The organism is Actinomadura meyerae (assembly GCF_900188445.1).
GTDB lineage: Bacteria > Actinomycetota > Actinomycetes > Streptosporangiales > Streptosporangiaceae > Spirillospora > Spirillospora meyerae.
In genome coordinates this window covers 53030-71908 of record NZ_FZOR01000027.1, presented here as the reverse complement: position 1 = coordinate 71908, position 18879 = coordinate 53030, and the positions used below count along the sequence as shown (strand labels likewise).

Annotated in this window: 21 protein-coding genes; 11 read left to right on the top strand and 10 right to left on the bottom strand. The window is 72.1% G+C overall.

Going from position 1 to position 18879, the window contains the following annotated elements; genetic code table 11:
• Nucleotides 1-22: 22 nt before the first annotated feature.
• Nucleotides 23-1738: a DUF2207 domain-containing protein gene (locus tag CHF16_RS25345; RefSeq protein WP_245869198.1), complete on the bottom strand. Its 1716-nt coding sequence runs from the start codon at nucleotides 1736-1738 to the stop codon at nucleotides 23-25.
• 408 nt (nucleotides 1739-2146) lie between these two features.
• On the opposite strand from CHF16_RS25345, the gene CHF16_RS25340 reads away from it, so the two are divergent.
• The 5 genes from CHF16_RS25340 (at nucleotide 2147) to CHF16_RS25320 (ending at nucleotide 5314) form a co-directional block, all read left to right on the top strand.
• Nucleotides 2147-3034 carry a neutral zinc metallopeptidase gene (locus CHF16_RS25340; protein WP_089328635.1) on the top strand — a complete coding sequence of 296 codons (888 nt, stop codon included), beginning with the start codon at nucleotides 2147-2149 and terminating at the stop codon, nucleotides 3032-3034.
• 118 nt (nucleotides 3035-3152) lie between these two features.
• Complete coding sequence (locus CHF16_RS25335) at nucleotides 3153-3602, top strand: helix-turn-helix domain-containing protein (RefSeq protein WP_245869195.1); 450 nt, start codon at nucleotides 3153-3155, stop codon at nucleotides 3600-3602.
• On the top strand, nucleotides 3599-4009 hold the full coding sequence (locus CHF16_RS25330) for a hypothetical protein (RefSeq protein ID WP_089328634.1): 411 nt from the start codon (nucleotides 3599-3601) through the stop codon (nucleotides 4007-4009). Before CHF16_RS25335 ends, CHF16_RS25330 begins: the two co-directional genes overlap by 4 nt.
• 191 nt (nucleotides 4010-4200) lie before the next feature.
• A complete protein-coding gene (locus tag CHF16_RS25325) occupies nucleotides 4201-4566 on the top strand; it encodes a DUF2516 family protein (protein ID WP_089328633.1) in 366 nt (121 codons plus the stop codon).
• A gap of 16 nt (nucleotides 4567-4582) precedes the next feature.
• A complete protein-coding gene (locus CHF16_RS25320; protein ID WP_089328632.1) occupies nucleotides 4583-5314 on the top strand; it encodes an alanyl-tRNA editing protein in 732 nt (243 codons plus the stop codon).
• Between the two features lie 29 nt (nucleotides 5315-5343).
• Here the strand turns inward: CHF16_RS25320 and CHF16_RS25315 are convergent, their stop codons facing one another.
• The gene (locus CHF16_RS25315) at nucleotides 5344-6063 is read right to left on the bottom strand and encodes a TetR family transcriptional regulator (RefSeq protein WP_089328631.1); all 720 of its coding nucleotides are present in this window, start codon (nucleotides 6061-6063) and stop codon (nucleotides 5344-5346) included.
• Nucleotides 6064-6134: 71 nt separating this feature from the next.
• Here CHF16_RS25315 and CHF16_RS25310 point away from each other — a divergent pair, with 71 nt between their 5' ends.
• From CHF16_RS25310 to CHF16_RS25300, 3 genes are all read left to right on the top strand, one after another.
• Complete coding sequence (locus CHF16_RS25310; RefSeq protein ID WP_089328630.1) at nucleotides 6135-8459, top strand: MMPL family transporter; 2325 nt, start codon at nucleotides 6135-6137, stop codon at nucleotides 8457-8459.
• 58 nt (nucleotides 8460-8517) lie between these two features.
• A complete protein-coding gene (locus CHF16_RS25305; RefSeq protein WP_089328629.1) occupies nucleotides 8518-9567 on the top strand; it encodes a type III polyketide synthase in 1050 nt (349 codons plus the stop codon).
• A 98-nt stretch (nucleotides 9568-9665) separates the two neighbouring features.
• Nucleotides 9666-10184: an isoprenylcysteine carboxyl methyltransferase family protein gene (locus CHF16_RS25300; protein WP_245869192.1), complete on the top strand. Its 519-nt coding sequence runs from the start codon at nucleotides 9666-9668 to the stop codon at nucleotides 10182-10184.
• Nucleotides 10185-10233: 49 nt separating this feature from the next.
• Here CHF16_RS25300 and CHF16_RS25295 read toward each other — a convergent pair whose 3' ends face one another.
• The 6 genes from CHF16_RS25295 to CHF16_RS25270 all read right to left on the bottom strand — a co-directional run bounded on the left by CHF16_RS25295 (nucleotide 10234) and on the right by CHF16_RS25270 (nucleotide 14007).
• A complete protein-coding gene (locus CHF16_RS25295) occupies nucleotides 10234-10773 on the bottom strand; it encodes a hypothetical protein (RefSeq protein ID WP_089328627.1) in 540 nt (179 codons plus the stop codon).
• 151 nt (nucleotides 10774-10924) lie between these two features.
• Nucleotides 10925-11314: a hypothetical protein gene (locus CHF16_RS25290; protein ID WP_089328626.1), complete on the bottom strand. Its 390-nt coding sequence runs from the start codon at nucleotides 11312-11314 to the stop codon at nucleotides 10925-10927.
• On the bottom strand, nucleotides 11311-11550 hold the full coding sequence (locus CHF16_RS25285; protein WP_089328625.1) for a ribbon-helix-helix domain-containing protein: 240 nt from the start codon (nucleotides 11548-11550) through the stop codon (nucleotides 11311-11313). Before CHF16_RS25285 ends, CHF16_RS25290 begins: the two co-directional genes overlap by 4 nt.
• A 48-nt stretch (nucleotides 11551-11598) precedes the next feature.
• A complete protein-coding gene (locus CHF16_RS25280; protein ID WP_089328624.1) occupies nucleotides 11599-12273 on the bottom strand; it encodes a winged helix-turn-helix transcriptional regulator in 675 nt (224 codons plus the stop codon).
• A gap of 4 nt (nucleotides 12274-12277) precedes the next feature.
• Nucleotides 12278-12991: an alpha/beta fold hydrolase gene (locus CHF16_RS25275; RefSeq protein WP_089328623.1), complete on the bottom strand. Its 714-nt coding sequence runs from the start codon at nucleotides 12989-12991 to the stop codon at nucleotides 12278-12280.
• A complete protein-coding gene (locus CHF16_RS25270) occupies nucleotides 12988-14007 on the bottom strand; it encodes an LLM class flavin-dependent oxidoreductase (RefSeq protein WP_089328622.1) in 1020 nt (339 codons plus the stop codon). Before CHF16_RS25270 ends, CHF16_RS25275 begins: the two co-directional genes overlap by 4 nt.
• Before the next feature lie 98 nt (nucleotides 14008-14105).
• Here CHF16_RS25270 and CHF16_RS25265 point away from each other — a divergent pair, with 98 nt between their 5' ends.
• Nucleotides 14106-14534, top strand: coding sequence for an organic hydroperoxide resistance protein (locus CHF16_RS25265; RefSeq protein WP_089328621.1), 429 nt, complete (start codon nucleotides 14106-14108; stop codon nucleotides 14532-14534).
• 75 nt (nucleotides 14535-14609) lie between these two features.
• On the opposite strand, the gene CHF16_RS25260 is transcribed toward CHF16_RS25265, so the two are convergent.
• Nucleotides 14610-15434, bottom strand: a complete 825-nt coding sequence (locus CHF16_RS25260) for an aldo/keto reductase (protein ID WP_089328620.1) — start codon at nucleotides 15432-15434, stop codon at nucleotides 14610-14612.
• Nucleotides 15435-15744: 310 nt separating this feature from the next.
• On the opposite strand from CHF16_RS25260, the gene CHF16_RS25255 reads away from it, so the two are divergent.
• On the top strand, nucleotides 15745-16926 hold the full coding sequence (locus CHF16_RS25255) for a Cmx/CmrA family chloramphenicol efflux MFS transporter (protein WP_089328619.1): 1182 nt from the start codon (nucleotides 15745-15747) through the stop codon (nucleotides 16924-16926).
• A gap of 148 nt (nucleotides 16927-17074) precedes the next feature.
• Nucleotides 17075-17833 (top strand): TioE family transcriptional regulator, encoded by a 759-nt coding sequence (locus CHF16_RS25250; RefSeq protein WP_089328618.1) that lies wholly within the window; start codon nucleotides 17075-17077, stop codon nucleotides 17831-17833.
• 19 nt (nucleotides 17834-17852) lie between these two features.
• Here the strand turns inward: CHF16_RS25250 and CHF16_RS25245 are convergent, their stop codons facing one another.
• The gene (locus tag CHF16_RS25245) at nucleotides 17853-18878 is read right to left on the bottom strand and encodes an NADP-dependent oxidoreductase (protein ID WP_089328617.1); all 1026 of its coding nucleotides are present in this window, start codon (nucleotides 18876-18878) and stop codon (nucleotides 17853-17855) included.
• Between the last annotated feature and the right edge of the window lies 1 nt (nucleotide 18879).

Below are 18879 nucleotides of genomic sequence, written 5' to 3'. Positions count from 1 at the left end.
GCGGTTAACCGCCCGGCGCCGGTCACATCCCGCGCGACTGCGAGATGGAGCCCGAGGTGGCCAGCGTGAACGTGCGCATCGACTCGGCGAACTTCGACAGGTCCCACTCGGCGGGGCCCTCGTACCAGTACAGGTTGTCGGCGCCGCGCTCGCCCGCGTCCTTGACCGTCTCCGCCCACTTCGGGACGGTGCCGAACACGACCGCGTACGGCAGGAACCGGGAGAACAGCGCGATCCGCTGCCGGGACGCGACGGCGTCGCCGTCCGGGACGGCGCCGCGCTCCAGGAACGCGCGGAACCCGATCGTGTGCGCGAGGACCGTCGCGCCGCGCGCGGTCTTGGCCGGCATGTACTGGCCGCCGTAGGCCAGCGCGGCGCCCGCGATGATCAGTGCGAGGCCGGCCAGGGCCCACTCGCTGGTGAGCGCCAGCGCGACCGTCGCGGCGATGCCGAGCAGCGTCACCGCGATCCCGGCGATCGTCCAGCGGGACCGGACGGTGTCCGGGCGGCGCGCGAACCAGCCCTGCTTCACCACGTCGTCGTACATCGCGGACCTCACCTGCGCCAGCTTCGTCGCGAACGTCCCGCCGAGTTCCGACAGCTTCACCGCGTCGCGACCCGTCCCGTCCGGGGCGGTCAGCAGCGCGTCCAGCAGGATCCGCTCGTAGGGGAGGAGGTCGACCTGGGGGCGGTCGAGGCGGCGCAGCGTCCAGTCGAGGCGGCCGGTGACGGCCCGGTCCTCCTCCTCGATCAGCAGGTAGCCGCGCACGGCGAGGTCGACGATCGTCGCGGTCACGTCGATCACGTCGGCCTGCTCGTCGATCAGCGTGCCGATCTGGCCGGGGCGCACCCCGTCCGGCGGCTCGAACTCGGTCCCGGCGAGCGGCGCCTGGTCGCCCTCGGCGGCCTTCCTGCCGACGACCCGCGCGTCCCGCCCGCGCAGCAGGTAGAGGGCGGCGACGCCGCCGAGCAGCAGCACCACCAGCCCGGCGAGCACGGAGCCGGTCACGGCGTTCACGGAGAACGCGGTCGCGACCGTGTGCCGCCGCTCGTAGAGCGCCTTGCCGCCGGTCGTGCCCGCGGGCAGGCCCGCCACGACCGTCAGGTACTCGCCGGGCAGCATGCCCTGCTGTGCGTAGACGCCCTGCGTGTGCGTGTGGTTCGTGTAGTACTGCGTGCAGCCGATCGTGCTGCCGATCGGCCCGGTGAAGCAGTTGACGTTGCGGATCATCGCGCCGCCGTCCACGGTGGCCTTCGCCTCGTCCACCGGGACTTTCCAGCCGCCGATCACCGGCCAGCGCAGTTCCTCCGCGCCGCCCATCGGGGTGATCGCGCCGCGCAGGTCGTACTCCAGCACCACCGTGCGGTCGCCGTTGAGGGCGCCGTCGGCGGTCACCTTCACGGTCGTCCGCGTCTCGCCCTCGGATGCGCTGACCCGCGTCGGCCCGCCGTCGGGGCTGCTCGCCCGCAGGTTGTCCAGCTTGTAGACGCGGTCCTCGCTGAGGCTCTCGTGGACGCGGGTCTGGAACGCCCGCTGGAAGCCCTTCTGCCCGGCGAACCGGTAGACGACCGTCTCCTTCACCTTGACGGTGCCGCCCTTGCCCGCGGTGAGGACGACCTGGTCCTTGAGCACCCGCTCCGCCGGGGCGGCCGCCCCGGCGCCCGACCCGTCCGCCGCGGCGGGGGAGGCCGACAGGGGGATCAGTACCGCGGCCGACAGCACCGTCGAGACCGCCACCGACACCGTGGCCGAGACCCTGGCCGCCAACCTGGCCGGCCCCGTGGCCGGCCCCGTGGCCGAGACCCTGGCCGCCAGCCTGGCCGACCCCCTAGCCGACCCCGTGGCCGAGATCCTGGCCGACACCGTCGGGACGACCGGCCGGAACCGGAACAACGCCGCAAGAGCAGACATGGCCGCAAATAGTATCGGCAACGCGTGCGATGATTCTGCGCTATGGCAGGTCAATACCCCCCGCCGCCCCCATCGTCGCGGCCACCGGCCCCGCCGTACGGCCGTCCCCCTTATGGCGGGCCCCCGCAAGGTGTGCCGCCCTACGGTGCGCAGCCGCCAGGTGGCCCTGGGTACGGGTACGGGCCGGGGTACGGGCAGCCTGCCTACGGTCAGCCGCAGTACCGGTATGTCCCAATGCGGCCACCGCCGCGCCGCAGCGCGGGCGGGACGATCGCGGGCATCTTCGGCGGGCTGACGGCGCTGGTCGTCCTGGCGATCGTGGGGCTGTCCCTGTTCGGCGGGACGCAGGGTGCGGTCGGCACGGGACCGACCACCGCGTCCGGCGGCGGCACCGAGTCGGGGTCGCCCAAGGAGAAGGCCACCAACAGCAAGCTCTACAAGAGCGGGCCGCTGACGTCGGTCAGCTGCCGCCTGCCGCGCATCCTGCCGTCCGCCGACTCGATGCGGCAGTTCATGGACACCCTCAGCGACTGCCTCGACAGCGCGTGGGCCAGGCAGTTCCAGAAGGCCGGGATCTCCTTCAACAAACCCAACCGCGTGTTCTGGGTGAACCCGGGGCGCAGCCCCTGCGGCACCTACCCGGCGCCGGGCGCGTCCGCGTTCTACTGCCCGGCGAACAACACGATGTACGTCGGCTTGAATCACGTGGTCGAGACGTCCGGTGGCGAGCCTCTCTCTCACTACGCCGTGTACGCGCGGGTCATCGCGCACGAGTACGGACACCACGTCCAGGACCGTGCCGGGATCCTTCTCTACGGCGACCGGCAGATCGAGACGGGCGACACCGCCACCGGCAACGAGGCGAGCCGCCGCATCGAGCTGCAGGCGCAGTGCTTCGCCGGCGCGTTCCTCGGCTCGGAGCGGTCGACGCTGCCGATGACCCGGGAGCAATACGTCGCGATGATCATGGACGTGCGAGGCCGCGGCGAGGACCGCAAGCCGGTGGCGGAGCGCGACCACGGCTCCGGCCGCCACTACGCGGGCTGGGTGGTGACCGGGTTCAACGGCCGCGACCTGACCGTCTGCAACACCTGGATCGCCCCGGCCTCCAAGGTCGACTGACCCGCCCCGACCAGCGATCTTTCCGGCCTTTCCGACCTTTCCGGCGTGTGAGGCGATTCACCACGAAGTGCTAGCAAGGGCGCTTGCAATTGCAAGCACCATGACGCACTGTGGAGTCATGGCAAGTTCGAAGGTCGGCTCCATCGGGGAGTACATCCGGGAACAGCGGACGCGCGCGAAGATCTCGCTGCGCCAGCTCGCGGACGTCTCGGGCATCTCCAACCCGTACCTGAGCCAGATCGAGCGCGGCCTGCGCAAGCCGAGCGCCGAGATCCTGCAGCAGATCGCCAAGGGGCTGCGGATCTCCGCCGAGGCGCTGTACGTGCAGGCCGGCATCCTCGAGGACCGCGAGGCCGACACCGACGTGATGGCGGCCGTCCGCAGCGACCTCCTGCTCACCGAGCGGCAGAAGCAGGTCCTGCTCGACATCTACGCGTCGTTCCTCAAGGAGAACGAGGCCACCGGAGTGACCGGCACCGGGCCCGCCGACGCGGCCGCCCAGAACGGCCGGGCCGCCCCGGAACCACCAGAGCCGCACGAACCCAAGGGAAAGGAAGAGGTCGGATGACGCTGGCCAGCAACCTCCGAGCGAACAGGGCCGTCTACACCGTGGCCGGCGCCGGCGACTTCGCGGTGGAGAAGCTCCGTGAGGTCCCCGGACAGGTGGACCGCTACCGCGAGCAGGTCCGCGAGACCGTGGAGCGCTACCGCGGCGAGGTCTCCCGGTACCAGCAGCGCGTCGAGGCCAAGGACCTGCCGGGCGCCGCGGTCGCGTACGCCACGCACGTCGGCACCCGCGCCGTCGAGTTCATCGACGAGCTCAGCGAGCGCGGCCGCAAGGTCGTGAACCGCGAGGCCGTCGAGGTCGCCGAGATCACCGAGTCCGAGGCCAAGCCGGCCGCCCGCGGCCGCACGGCGCCGCAGCGCCGCGCCAACGGCACCGCCCGGCAGAGCCGCACCACCGCGAAGAAGTAACGGCGCCGCCGTGAGGGCCCGGCCGGGAACATCCGGCCGGGCTCCTTCGTCTGTTCCAGCAGGCAGGCCGCGAGGGGGGCGCCCCGGCGGCCGGTGCGCATAGGGTTGGGCCCGTGAGACGCCGTGTGAGCGACGCGCCGTGTGAGCGGCGGGGTGTCGCCGTCCGAGACGAGCAGGAGCGCTGATCGCCGATGGAGGGCTTCAATGTCCTGGACTACTTCTTCTGGCTGCTGCTGATCATCGCCTTCGTGATGGAGGCGTGGGCGCTGGTCGACTCGCTGACCGTGCCCGAGGGCGCCTACGCCGCGGCCGGCAAGTGGCGCAAGCGGCTCTGGATGATCGTGCTGATCGTCGCGACGGTCGTCGGCGCCGCGTACGCGGTCGCCCCGGCGGCGCTCGGAGCCAGCCCGATCGCGCTGCTGATCGGGATCCTGCCGGTCGCCGCGTTCATCGCCGCCGCCGTCTACCTGGCGGACGTCCGGCCCGCCGTCGCCCCGTACAAGAAGAAGAACGGCGGCCGCGGGGGTTCCCGATCCGGCCCCTACGGCCCCTGGTGACCTCTACCGTGAGGCCATGAGCGAGACCCTCGGACGCACCACCCGGCTGGAACTCGACGACCAGGCGCTGCGGGAGTGGGAGGCCGTCGTCCTCGACGCGGGCCCCGACGGCATCGTCCTCGACCGCTCCGCCTTCTATCCGGGCGGCGGCGGGCAGCCGCCGGACCACGGCGTCCTGCTGTGGCAGGGCGTCCAGACGCGGATCGCGGGCGTCCGCAAGGGCGACGACCTGGTCCTCATCCCCGTGGAGGACGACCCGATCCCGCCGGTCGGCACCGTCGTCCAGGGCGCCGTGGAGGACGACCGGCGCACCGCCCTCATGCGCACCCACTCGGGCCTGCACCTGCTGTGCGGGGTGGTGTTCCGCGACTACGGCTGCCTCGTCACCGGCGGCAACATGGAGCCGCTGACCGCGCGGATGGACTTCGATCTGCGCGAGGTCCCGCCCGGGTTCAAGCAGGCGGTGGAGGACGCCTGCAACGCCGAGGTCGAGGCCGACCGCCGCATCGACGTCAGGACGCTGCCGCGCGCCGAGGCGTTCGAGATCCCCGACATCATCCGCACCGCGACGAACCTCGTGCCGCCGGAGGTGTCGGACGTCCGGATCGTCGACATCGTCGGGCTCGACACGCAGGCCGACGGCGGGACGCATGTCGGCTCCACCAAGCAGATCGGCCGGATCACGGTCGCCAAGGTCGAGAACAAGGGGCGCGGTTTCCGCCGCCTCCGCATCAAGATCAGCGACTGACGCCCGGGGCGCCGGGGAACCGGCCGGGTCTAGGGGGACGGTCGGGAGAGCGCTTCGACCGAGACCAGGCCGTGCTCCATCATGTCCACGGCGCGGTCGAGGGCCGTCCGCATCGAGAGCGGGTCGTACCCTTCGCGGCGGCAGTGCGCGACGACCGCCTGCATGCCGCCGATCGCGATGCCGGACGCGGCCACCGCGTCGATCTCGGAGATGCCGGGGCACAGGTCGCGCAGCAGCCGCTCGATCACCTCCTGGGCGTCGGTCATCCGCTGCAACGCGCGCGCCCGCAGCGCGGGGCGCTCCAGGACGAGGGCGATCTGCACGGGCCCGTAGTCGCGGTGCTCCGCCACGACCGCGTTGAGGACGTCCACGACGCTGCGCCGGATCGTCTCCATCGGCGTCTCGCCCGGGGTGCGGCGCAGCCGCTCGGAGACCTCGGCCAGCCGGTCGTCGATCTCCGCGAAGACCACGTCCTCCTTGGACGGGAAGTAGCTGAAGAACGTGCGGGGCGCGACGTCGGCGGCGGCCGCGATGTCGGCGATCGTCGTCTCCTCGTAGCCGCGCTCGGCGAACAGCCGCAGCGCCGCGGTCGCGATGGCCTGCCGGGTGCGCTGCTTCTTGCGCTCGCGCAGGCCGGGGCGCTCGCCGCCCTGCTCGCCGCCCTGCTCGCCGCCGGGCACCCCGCCGGGCACCCCGCCGGGCTCGCCGCTGGGCGCCCCGCCGGGCTCGCCGCCGTGCTCCGCGTCCATGTGACGGATATTACCAGGACTGCAAACTTGCACGTATTGCAAATCTGCACTGATGGGTGTTCTCTGCCAGCATGGCGCGATTCCTGGACGCACTGGGGCGTCTCTGCGTGCGGCGGCGGCGCACCGTGTTCGAGCTGTGGGTCGCCGTCATGCTCGGCACGGGCGTCCTCGGCCTGATGTACGGGGGCATGTTCGTCCAGCAGAGCACGCTGCCCGGCACCGAGACGCAGCGGGCCATCGACACCCTGCGCCAGGACTTCCCGGCGATGACCGGGCCGACCGCGACCGTCGTGTTCCACGAGACATCCGCGGCGAGCCCGGCGGACTGGCGGGTCGCGCTCACCATCGGCCGGTCGATCGAGAACATCGCCGCGCTGAAGCGGGTCGCGTTCGTCGAGAACCCCTACGCGCAGGGCATGGGCGGGCTGAAGGACGACAACGCGGTCGTCGTCCGGCTGAACCTCACCGGCTCGATGAGCGATGTCGGCCACGCCGACCTCGACGCGCTGAACCGCGCCGTCGAGCCCGCGCGGATGGCGGGCCTGGAGGTCAAGTTCGGCGGCATCACCGCGATGATCCTCAACCAGCCGAAGGGCGGGCCGCAGGAGGGCGTCGGGATCGTCCTCGCGCTGGTCGTGCTGCTGCTGGCGTTCGGGTCCTACCTCGCGGCGGGCATCCCGATCCTGGTGTCGCTGTGCGGGATGGCCGTCGCCTACTCGCTGATCCACTTCTCGGCGTCGCTGTTCCAGATCGCGCCGACCGCGCCGATGGTCGCCGCGATGCTCGGCATCGGCGCCGGGATCGACTACGCGCTGTTCATCGTCACCCGGTACCGGCAGCAGCTCGCCGAGGGCGACGACGTCGAGACCGCGGTCGGCCGGGCCATGGCGCACTCCGGGCACGCCGTGGTCTTCGCCGGCGGCACCGTCGTGTTCGCGATCTGCGGGCTGTTCCTGTCCGGGATCGAGTTCATCGGGCGCATCGGGATGGCGACCGCGCTCGCCGTCGGCATCATGGTGGTGGCCGCGCTGACGCTGCTGCCCGCCGTGCTCGGCGCGCTCGGCACCCGCATCGACCGGTACCGGCTGCCGCGCGTCCGGCCCGACCGCAGTTCGCGGCGCTGGACGGCGTGGGGACGGCATGTCGACCGGCACGCGTGGCCGTACGCGATCGTCGCGACGCTCGTCCTGCTGGCTCTGTCGGTCCCGACGCTCAGCCTGCGGTTCGGCGTGATGGCCGACAGCATGTCGTCGCCGAAGATGGAGGCCCGGCAGGCGTACGACATCGTCGCCCGCGAGTTCGGCGCCGGGCACTACAGCCCGTTCGTCGTCGTCGCCAAGGTGCCGGGGGAGGAGCAGCGGACCAAGCCGAAGCGCGTCGTGCCCACGGTGGACGGGCGGGCGGGGCTGTCCGGCCTGACGGGGCCGTCCGGGGCGGCGCCGAGCCCGTCGCCGTCGCCCGCCCTGCCGAAGGGAGCGCCGGACCAGACCAAGAAGCCCGACAAGGACGCGGTCCTCATCGGCCAGGAACTGCAGCGGCGGCTGTCGGAGGCGCCCGGCGTCGTCTTCGCCGCCGAGCCCGTGGTGACCGGGAAGACGGCGATCGTGCAGATCGTCCCGCGGGACGCGCCGCACGCCGAGTCGACCACCGAGCTCGTCCGGCACCTGCGGAAGGTGGAGATCGCCGCCGTGCGGGACGCCCATCCCGGCACCGAGATCTACCTGGGCGGCGAGAACCCAGCGATCATCGACGTGGCCGCCACGGTCGGGGACCGCATGCTCACGGTCGTCGTCGCGGTCGTCGGCGTCGCGCTGCTGCTGCTCGTCATCGCGTTCCGCTCGATCATCGTGCCGGTGAAGGCGGCGCTGATGAACCTGCTGTCGATCGGGGCGTCGTTCGGCGTCGTCACCGCCGTGTTCCAGTGGGGCTGGGGCGTCGAACTGCTCGGCGTCGACCAGGCCATCCCGATCATGTCGTTCATCCCGCTGTTCATGTTCGCGCTGATCTTCGGGCTGTCCATGGACTACGAGGTCTTCCTGCTGTCGCGGATCCGGGAGGAGTACGACCGGACCGGCGACCCGCACGAGTCGGTCGTGGTCGGGATCGGGGCGACCGCCCGGCTCATCACCTCCGCCGCGCTCATCATGATCTTCGTGTTCACGAGCTTCGTCCCGCAGCCGGACCCGACGGTGAAGATGATGGCGCTCGGCCTCGCGGTCGCCGTCGCGATGGACGCCACGATCGTCCGGCTCGTCCTCGTGCCCGCGCTGATGAGCCTGCTCGGCCACGCCAACTGGTGGTGGCCGGGACGCGGCCGCCCGGTGCCGCCCCCGCCCGCCCCGCAGCCGCCCCCGGAGCCGGTCGCCGAGCAGTTGGAACTGGAGCTCACGACCTGACCGGCGAGTGTTCCCCGGAGTGCCGGGTACGTGCTGTGGGGGACATTCGGGGGGCCTCATGCGCGTCGCTGCAGTACGGACGGTCTTGCCAGAGCACCACTACGACCAGGACCAGATCACCCGGGCCGTGGTGGAGCGCGCCGCCGCGAAGGAGCAGATCGTCCGGCGCCTCCATGCCGCCACCCAGGTCACCGGCCGCCGCCTGGCGCTGCCCCTCGACGAGTACGTGAAGCTCGACGGCTTCACCGAGGCCAACGCCGCCTACGTCGAGACGGCCGTCGAGCTGGCGACGCGGGCGGTCGGCGACGCGCTCGACCGGGCCGGCCTCGCCCCGCGGGACGTCGACCACCTCGTCTTCTGCTCCTCGACCGGGGTGGCGACGCCCTCGCTGGACGCCCGCGTCGCGCAGCGCGCCGGGCTGCGCGAGGACATCACCCGCGTGCCGATGTTCGGCCTGGGCTGCGCGGCGGGCGCCGCCGGGCTGTCCCGGGTCACCGACTACCTGCGCGGACGTCCCGAGCGGGTCGCGGTGCTGGTGTGCGCCGAACTGTGCTCGCTGACCGTCCAGCGCGACGACGCCTCCATGGCGAACCTGGTGGCCAGCGGCCTGTTCGGGGACGGCGCCGCCGCCGTCGTCGCGCTCGGCGAACACCGCGACACCGCCGGGCACCTGGGGCCGCGGGTGGTCGCGAGCCGCAGCAGGCTCTATCCCGGCACCGAGCGCCTCATGGGCTGGGAGGTCGGCGACCACGGCCTGCGCGTCGTCCTCGCCGCCGACCTCGTCGCGCACGTCGAGGCCACCCTCGCGGACGACGTGCGGTCGTTCCTGGACGATCATGGGCTCGCTCCGGACCGGGTCCCGTCATGGGTCTGCCACCCCGGCGGCCCGCGAGTGATCGAGGCCATCGAGCGGGAGCTCGCGCTGGAGCCGGGGGCGCTCGACATCACCTGGGAGTCGCTGCGGACGCTCGGGAACCTGTCCTCGGTGTCGGTGCTGAACGTACTGGAGGAGACGATCGCGCGGCGCCGCCCGCCCGACGGCACGCCCGGCCTGCTGATGGCGCTCGGGCCGGGGTTCTCCGCCGAGCTCGTCCTGCTGCGATGGTGACGAAGCCCGGGTTCCGGGGCGGGCGGGGCGGCCGTGCCGGGCGTGGCGGGCGTGCCGGGCGTGGCGGGCGTGGCGGGCGTTCGGGGGATCTGTACGGGGTGCTGATCGGGCTCGTCGCCGCGGAGCGGCTGGCGGAGCTGGCCGTGGCGCGCCGCAACCGCGGCTGGGCGCGGCGGAACGGCGGGGTCGAGCACGGCGGGCGGCACTATCCGCTGATCGCCGCCGCCCACGCCGGTCTGCTGGGCGGGGCGCTGCTGGAGGCCCGGCGGGGGCGGAGCCCGTTCGTCCCGCGGCTCGGCTGGCCGATGCTGGCGGTGGCGCTCTCGGCGCAGGCGCTGCGCTGGTGGTGCATCGCCAGCCTGGGTAAACGGTGGAACACGCGGGTCATCGTGGTGCCCGGCATGCCGCTCGTGGAACGCGGCCCCTACCGGCGCATGCGGCACCCCAACTACGTGGCGGTCGTCGCGGAAGGGGTCGCCCTGCCGCTCGTCCACACCGGGTGGCGTACCGCGCTGACGTTCACGACGGTGAACCTGTACCTGCTCAGGACCCGCATCAAGATCGAGAACGAGGCGCTCGGTCACACCGGGACGTCCGACCACGACGGCTGCCAGTGAAGCGTTCACCTGCTCGCCGGGAGGCGCCGGATGGGGGGTGTCCGACTGGTCATGGTTTGACGGCCGCGTGCGTGCGGCTCGTCCGGTTCGTGCTCTCCTCGCGGAACGCCGTGTCGGCGGCCCGCTTGTGGAGTCCCTCCAGGAGGGCGATCTGGGCGGTGGCCCTTTCGAGCAGGGTGCGCAACTGCTCGACGTCCAGGCCCGGCTCCCGGTCGGCGATGGCGAGGAGCGTCCGCCACCCGGCCGCTTTGCCCTCGACGGCCAGCCGGAGCACCTCCATCTCCACCAGATCGCTGAGCGGGGAGCGGGTCGTCACCCGGCCGTTGAGCTTCAGCCGGCCGCCCTTCTCCGCGGCCCACACCGCGATGCTCTTCCACCGGCGGGGCGGCATGTCGAGCGAGCGCAGGATCGACAGCAGCGCCCCGCGGTCGGCGGCGATCTCGTCCGCGAGCGTCCGCAGCGAGCCGGCGGCGTCGGTGTCGCGGTGCGACTGCGCGACGCGGCGCGCCAGGGCCACGCCGGCGGCGGCCGCGGCCAGATGGTCCGTCAGATAGATGTGCAGGAACTTCCGGCTTCCACGTGTGCCCATGCGGGCCCCGTACCCCGGTCCGGCCCCGTAAACGGGTCGGCGGCGTGTTGTGCCCGGGTCAGTGGCGTGCTGTGCCCGGGTCGGGGGGCTCGGGTCAGGGTGGCTCGGGCCGGGTGGCTCGGGCCGGGTGGCTCGGGCCGGGTGGCTCGGGTCAGGGGATCTGCTCGACGCGGACGCCCGGGACCGCCTCGTAGACGTCCGGGTCGGCGGTGATCAGCGGCCACCGGCGCCAGCGCGCGGACCAGGCGGCCTGGGCCGCGTCTATGCCGAGGTTGGGGATCGAGGTGACGAGCAGGCCGGTCTGCTGCGCGATCACGTCGTCGAGGTCGTCCACGTGGACGACCTGCATGCCGGGGAGCCGTTCCAGGACGGTGCGGCCGTGGTCGGGGACGATCTGCCACGCGCGGGCCAGCGCGGTCGCCGGGATCACGATCGTGGCGTGCTGGGCGATGGACGCGCGGAGCCGGGCGCGGACGTAGATCGTCTTGCCGGTGGCGAGGTCCAGGAGTGCGGTCGCGTCGAAGACGTGACCGGTGATCACGCGACGTCCCTGCGGTCCGGCGTGCCGCGTTCGACGAGGCGGTCGACCATCGCCTGCTCGTCGGGGCTCGGCGGGCCGAACAGGTCGTCGATGGTCGAGGCGTCCCGCAGGTAGGCCAGCTTGAGCCGCGCGCCGTCCGCGAGGAAGCCGGACACCGAGGCGATCTTCTTGTCCTCGGCGAGGCCCTGGAGCGTGGCGGCAAGCTCGTCCGGGAGCGTGATGTTGAGTCTCGCCATGGGGCACACAATACACACTCGGATGCCGTCCAGTGTGTACTGGCCGGGTTAGACCGCCGTGCGGGAGCGGGCGGGCGGCAGCGAGAACAGGCCCCGCAGCCTGCGCAGCGCCTCCGTGTCGCCGGTCGCCGTCGCGGTGCCGCTCTCGATGGCCGCGGCGAACGTCCCGCCGCCCGCGGTCAGCTCGACGAAGGCGTCCTCGGCGATCGTGATGACGGCGTCCGGGTGCTGGGCCGGGCCGTGCAGCGCCTCGATCGTCCCGTCGTCGATCCGGGCGTGGAACACCTCGTCGCCGATGCGGAACTCGTAGACGGCGCGGAGCCCGGCGGCGGCCTCGGGGTCGAAGCAGGCGCGCAGGCCGAGGACCGTCCAGCCGGGGTGGAACGTCTCGCCCGGGTGGCGCTCGCCCATCGCCCACTTCAGCCCCCACCGGGCCAGCTCCAGGATCGCCGGGGCGAGTTCCTCGCCGGCCTCGGTGAGGGCGTAGACGGGGGTGCGGGCGGGCGGCGGCAGGGTCGTCTTGTGCGCCAGTCCCTCCCGCTCCAGGTGCTTCAGCCGCGCGGACAGCAGCCCGGTGCCGAGGCCGCGCAGGCTGGCCTGCAGGTCGCCGAACCGCTTCGGGCCGGTGAGCAGCTCGCGGACCAGCAGCAGCGTCCAGCGCTCGCCGACGAGGTCGAGGGTGCGCGCGGTCGCGCAGTACTGGTTGTAGGTTCGCTGTTCCACTTCATCACTGTAGGCTGCGCGCTTCCTGTTCCTGAAGCGTGTCGCGGTGGTCGGTCACGTCGAGCAGCATCTGGGCGAGGGACTCGGGGTGGGTCAGCATGACGTTGTGCGGGCCGTCCACCGTGAGCGTCCGGTATCCGATGGATCGGGCGAACCGGTCGAAGGCGAAGGTCGGCGGTGCGCAGCAGATGGCGGTTCCGGGGATCAGGTCGACGGCGCCGAGCAGCCGGGTCGCATCGGTGAACGTGCGCAGCGGCTGCGGGACGAGGCGCGGGGCCAGCCAGTCCACGTCGGCGGGGTCGGTCACGCCGAACGCCTGCGGGGGCGGTGCCGGGATCCAGCGCTCGTCGTCGCCCGCCTCGGTCAGCGCGCCGATCTGCTTGATGAAGGAGGCGGGGGCGAGACCGAACATGCTCGCGCCGTCCGGGCCCGCCCAGCCGTCCACCAGGACGATGTGCCGGACGCGGTCGGGGCGCGCGTCGGCGGCCTCTCTGACGACCAGGCCCGCGTAGCTGTGCCCGACGAGCACGGCCTTGTCTGGCTTATCTGGGAGGTTGTCGAGGGCGGCAGTGACCAGGCGGACATGGTCGCGCAGGCCGTGGTCGCCGTGCAGATCGACGTTGATCGTGCGGTGGCCGGCGTCCTCCAGGAGGGGGACGACACGGTCCCAGGCCCAGGGGCCGTGCCAGGCGCCGTGGACCAGGACGAAGGTGGTCATAGGGCGATCTCTTCCTTGTCGGTGTCGTTCGCGGTGTCGGTGTCGGTGTCGGCGCGCAGATGGGGGAGGACCTGGTCGGCGAGCTGTTCCAGGCCCGTTTCATGGTCGTCGGTCGCCAGCCGGATCACGAGATGGCGGGCACCGGCGGCGGCGTAACCGCACAGCCATGCGGCGGCGTCGCGGGCCGTGCCGGCGAACAGGGCCTGGATGGACGCGATGAACTCCAGCGATGTGCCGTAGTAGCGCTCGATGCTCGTCCGCATCCGCTGCCGGGCCTTCTCCGGGTCGTCGTCCAGGCAGAGCGTGGCGTACAGGGCGGGGGTGATCCGGCGGGACGACGCCTGGCTGGGTGTCGCCTGCTCGGTTTCCGCCTGCTCGGTTGCCGCGTGGTCGATTGCGGCGAGTTCCTGCGCGTAGGTCGTCGCTTCCGGTGGGTACGGGAGCCAGCCGTCGGCGAGCCGCGCCACGCGGCGCAGTGCCCGGCCGCCGCCGCCCGCCAGCCAGATCGGCGGCCCGCCCGGCCGGGACGGCGGCGGCGCGACCCGGACGTTCTCGAACGCGAAGTGCTCGCCCCGGTAGGAGACCTCGCCGCCCGTCCAGAGCCGCCGCATGACCTCGATCGACTCCTCCAGGCGGCGTCCGCGCCGGGTGAAGTCGACGCCGATCGCCGTGAACTGGGCCTCGGTGGCGGCGGTCGGGAACCCGGCGCCCATGCCGGCGATGACCCGTCCGTCCGACAGCCGGTCCAGCGTGGCCAGCTGGTGGGCCAGCAGGATCGGATGCCGCAGTGCCGGCAGCAGCACGGCGGTGCCGAGCGCGACTCGCTCGGTGGCGTCGGCGACGCCCGCCAGCAGCAGGAGCGGATCGGCGCGGGGCCTGGTCAGCGGGCTGTCGCCCGCCCAGACCGAGTCCAGCCCCAGCGCTTCGGCGCGGCGCGCCTGGGCGATGAGCGGTCGGAGGTCGTGCTCGCCCGCGACGGTCCGGTCACGGGTCGGCAGCAGGTAGCCGATGTTCATCTCGCCTCCTCGTCGGTGCACGACCTTAACTATTGACTTCTTATTTTTGAAGTGCAAGATTCTGATACCGGTAGTTGAGGATGAGAGAGGGAGTTGCGATGGCGAAAGCGGCGTACACGGCGGAGGCGCACGTCTCCGGAGGCCGGAACGGTCACGGGCGCACGTCCGACGGGGCCCTGGACCTGGACCTGCGGATGCCCGCCGAGATGGGCGGGGAGGGCGCGGGCGCCAACCCCGAGCAGCTGTTCGCGATCGGCTACGCGGCCTGCTTCGGCACGACGCTCGACCTGCTCGGTCAGCGCGACGGCTTCACGGCGGGCGACGCGGAGATCGACGCGGCGGTGTCGCTGGTCCCGAACGGCTCCGGTGGCTTCAAGCTGGGGGCCGAGCTGCGGATCTCACTGCCGTCGCTGACCCCCGACGAGGCCGTCCGCCTGGCTCGGGCCGCTCACCAGGCGTGCCCTTACTCGTCCGCCACGCGCGGCAACATCGACGTTTCTCTCGTGGTCAACGGCAAGCAGCTCTGACCGCGGAGTCGGTTACGTACAGCACGGCTCTTGTTGCATACGGGGCGGCTCTTGTTCCGTCCGGGGCGGCTCTTGTTATGCGGTGGCGTCGAGACGGGCTCGCTGCTGATCGGTGAGCCGCAGATCGGCAGCGGCGACGTTCTCCTCCAGATGCCGGATCGACGCCGTCCCCGGGATGGGCAGGACGACGGGAGAACGGGCGAGCAGCCACGCCAGGGCCACCTGGGCCGGGGTCGCATCGAGCTCGGCGGCCACGGCGGCGACCTCGCCGGCCGTGGTCGCGGGCAGGACGGGCCGCCACGGCAGGAAGGCGATACCCGCGGCGGTGCAGGCGTCGAGCACCGGGTCATGCTCGCGGTCGAGCAGGTTGTAGCGGTTCTGCACGCTCGCGATGTCGACGATCCGCCGCGCCTCGTCGAGTTCGGCGACGGTCACCTCGGACAGCCCGATGTGGCCGATCTTGCCCTCGTCCCGGAGGTCGCGGAGCGTCCCCACCTGGTCGGCGAGCGGTACCTCCGGGTCGACGCGGTGCAGCTGGAGCAGATCCAGACGCTCGGTGCGCAGCCGGCGCAGAGCCCGCTCGACCTGGTCGCGGAGGACTTCCGGCCGCCCGCACAGCGCCGCGTCGCCGCGCGGCGGCTCCGGCGGGACGACGCCGACCTTCGTCGTGACCAGCACGTCGTCCGGGAAAGGGTGGAGGGCCTCGACGAGCAGTTCCTCGTTGGCGCCCCAGCCGTACATGTAGGCGGTGTCGATCAGCGTGACGCCGAGCTCGACCGCTCGCCGGGCCACCGCCAGCGAGTTCTCCCGTACCTGCGCCGGACCGGTCGGCAACTGCATCGCCCCGAACCCGAGCCGCCCCACCTCGATGGCGCCCCCGATGCGGAAGGTGTCAGACATATACCGGCATCTCCCCTCGTGATCACCGTAACAGCCGGTCCAGGCTGGTCAGGTTCGGTTGGGCTGGGGCGCCGGGTCGGTTGGGGCGGGCGCGGATTATCGGTGTGCGATCGCTGGGCGCCGGTGAGTATGGTCTGGGACATGGTGAGCCCCGAGGCATCCAAGACGGGGGCTTTCGGTCACCCGTCAGCCCCCTGAACCACCGAAGCCATCCGGCCCGGCCGGCCGCTGCGAGCGGCCGGGGCCGTTCTCGGGCTGAGCGCGGTGACGAGACGACTCGTCCGATCCCAGCTCACCTCGGAGCCATGCGGTGCCTCTTCCGCTGTACCTGCTCGCCGTGGCGGTCTTCGCCATGGGCACCTCGGAATTCATGCTCGCCGGCCTGCTGCCGGACATCGCCGCCGACCTCGGCGTCCCCGTCGGAACCGCCGGCCTGCTGACCTCGGCCTTCGCGCTCGGCATGGTCGCGGGCGCGCCGCTGATGGCGGCGGCCGCACGCACCTGGCCGCGACGGTCGGCCCTCTTCGCCTTCATCCTCCTGTTCCTCGCGGCGCACGCCGTCGGCGCCGTGACCGGCAGCTTCCCGGTGCTGGTCGTGACGCGGATCGTCGCGGCGCTCGCGAACGCCGGGTTCCTCGCCGTCGCGCTGGCGACGGCCGCCGCGCTCGTGCCGGACGACCGGAAGGGCCGCGCGCTGGCGGTGCTCCTGTCCGGCACGACGGCCGCCACCATCGCCGGAGTCCCCGGCGGTGCCGTCCTCGGTACGCTGCTCGGCTGGCGCGCCACCTTCTGGGCGGTCGCCGTCCTGTGCCTGCCCGCCGCCATCGGCGTCCTCCGCGGGCTCCCTTCCCGTGCCGGACGATCGGACGAGTCGGGCGCGCGGGACGAGCCCGGCGCGCCTGATGGTCCCGCGCTGCAGGTCGAGCTCGCGCAGTTGCGGAGGCCGCGGCTGATCCTCGTGATGGTTCTCGGTGCGCTGGTGAACGCCGCGACCTTCGGGACCTTCACCTTCCTCGCGCCCATCGTCACCGGCACGGCCGGGCTGGCGGAGATCTGGGTGTCCGCCGTGCTGGTGCTGTTCGGACTCGGCTCTTTCGTTGGGGTCAGCGCCGCCGGACGCCTGTCCGACAAGCACCCCGGCCTCGTCATCGGGATCAGCGGGCCGCTTCTGCTGCTGGGGTGGTTGGCCATGGGAGCCTTCGCCGCCAGCCCGGTGGCGCTGCTCGGCCTGGTGTTCGCGCAGGGGGCGCTCTCGTTCGCCCTTGGGAGCACGTTGATCGCTCGCGTCCTGTACGAGGCGTCGGGGGCACCGACCATGGGCGGTTCGTACGCGACGGCGGCGCTCAACGTCGGAGCCGTCGCGGGACCGCTCGTCGCCGCCGCAACGCTCGACACCCGCCTCGCTGACCTCGGCCCCGTCTGGGCGAGCGGTCTCCTCGTTGCGACGGCCCTGCTTCTCGCCGTGCCCTTCAGGCGTGTCCTGGCGAAATAGCTGAGTTGTGCCGCAGTGGCTCCCCGGCCGACCGACGAGGATGGTCTCGCGGTGGGTCGGGGAGCTTCGAGACTGGCTGAAATGGCGTTGATACCTTCGGCCTGATGTACGGAGAGCCGTGGCGAGAAGCGCCGGACGGGTGATCTGAGTGCGTCCGTCCGATCTTGCGCGGGAGCACGGCATCTCGGCGCAGGCCGTCCGCAACTACGAGCGGGACGGGTTCATCCCGCCCGCGCGGCGTTCCGCCAGCGGATACCGCATCTATACCGAGGCGCACGCCGCCGCTCTCCGCGCTTACCTCTCCCTTGTGCAGGCGGTCGGCTACGCGGCGGCCGGTGAGGTGATGAAGGCCCTCCACGACGACCGGCTGGACGACGCCCTGACCGTGATCGACCGCGCTCATCACCAACTCCTTCGCGACCGCGACACCCTCGGCTCGCTGCGGCAGGCGGTAGATCACCTGACGGCGGACGCCGGTCCCGTTCGCTTGGATGCCGGTGCGGTCCGCTTGGATGCCGGTCCGGTGCGCTCGGATGCTGGTCCGGTGCGCTCGGACGCCGTCGCCGTCGGGACCATCGGAGATCTCGCCCACCGGCTCGGCGTCACCGCGGCGACCCTGCGCAACTGGGAGGACGCCGGGATCATCGCTCCCGAACGCGACCCGGCCACCGGGTACCGCGTCTTCCGCGCGACCGACGTCCGCGATGCCGAACTCGCCCATCTCCTTCGGCGCGGGGGATACCTGCTGGACCACATCGCCGCCGTGGTCCAGCAGATCCGGACCGCGGGCGGCACCGATGCGCTGTCCCGTTCCCTGGACGATTGGCAGCGGAAGCTGACCGCTCGGGGCCGCGCGATGCTGAAAGCGTCCGCCCGGCTCGACGACTACCTGAACCTGCTCGGCTGAGGGGCCGTCCCCTTCGCCCTCACGCGAGTTCGCTCACCTGGACGAGTTGCTTGCCGAGGTTGCCGCCGTCGAAGAGCCGTTGCAGCGCGGTGGGGGCGTTGTGCAGACCGTCGATGACGTCCTCGGCCCAGCGCAGCTTCCCAGCGGAGACCCAGCCGGCGAGACGGGACAGCGCTTCGGGAAATTCGGAGACGTAGTCGAAGAAGATGAAGCCCTCCATGCGAGCCCGCCGGAAGGCCAACTGCATGTAGTTGGACGGCCCCGCCCCATAGCCGGCGGCCGTGTAGCCCGACGAGATCGACCCGCAGAGTGCGATGCGCGCATGGACGGCCAGCCGGTCGAGTGCGTTCTCCAGGAGAACACCGCCCACGTTGTCGAAGACGGCGGTGAACCCGTCGGGCGCGAAGGCGCGCAGAGCGGCCGGGACGTCGTCGGCACGGTATTCGACGCACGCGTCGAACCCGGCGACGTCCTTCACCCAGGCGACCTTTTCGGGCGATCCGGCGGTGCCGATGACCCGGGCGCCGAGGAGCCGGGCGATCTGCCCGGCGAGCGAGCCCACACTTCCGGCCGCGCCGGTGACCAGCACGGTGTCGCCGTCCGTGACGTCCAGCACGCGTGACATGCCGAAGAATGCCGTCAGCCCGCTCACGCCGAAGACGGTGAGCATGTGGCGGGGGTCGATGCCGTCCGGGACGGGGTTCACGCCGAACAGTCCGCCGTCGCGGGCCACGACGTACTCCCGCCACCCCAGATCGCCGTAGACCCACTGACCTTCCGGAAGCGCCGGATTGCGGGAGGCGACCACGCGGCCGACGCCGCTGCCGCGCATCACATCGCCGATCTGCACATGTGAGGTGTAGGTGGCCTCGGCGTTGAGCCATGTCCGCTGTGTCGCGTCGATTCCCAGCCAGGTCACCTCTACCAATGCTTCGCCGTCTTCAAGCGAAGGCATCGGCTGGGTCTGCTCGCTGAAAGTGTCGGCGGTGATGCCCGCACTCGGACGTTCGCGGAGCACGATTTGGCGGAAGGTCTTGGCAGGCATT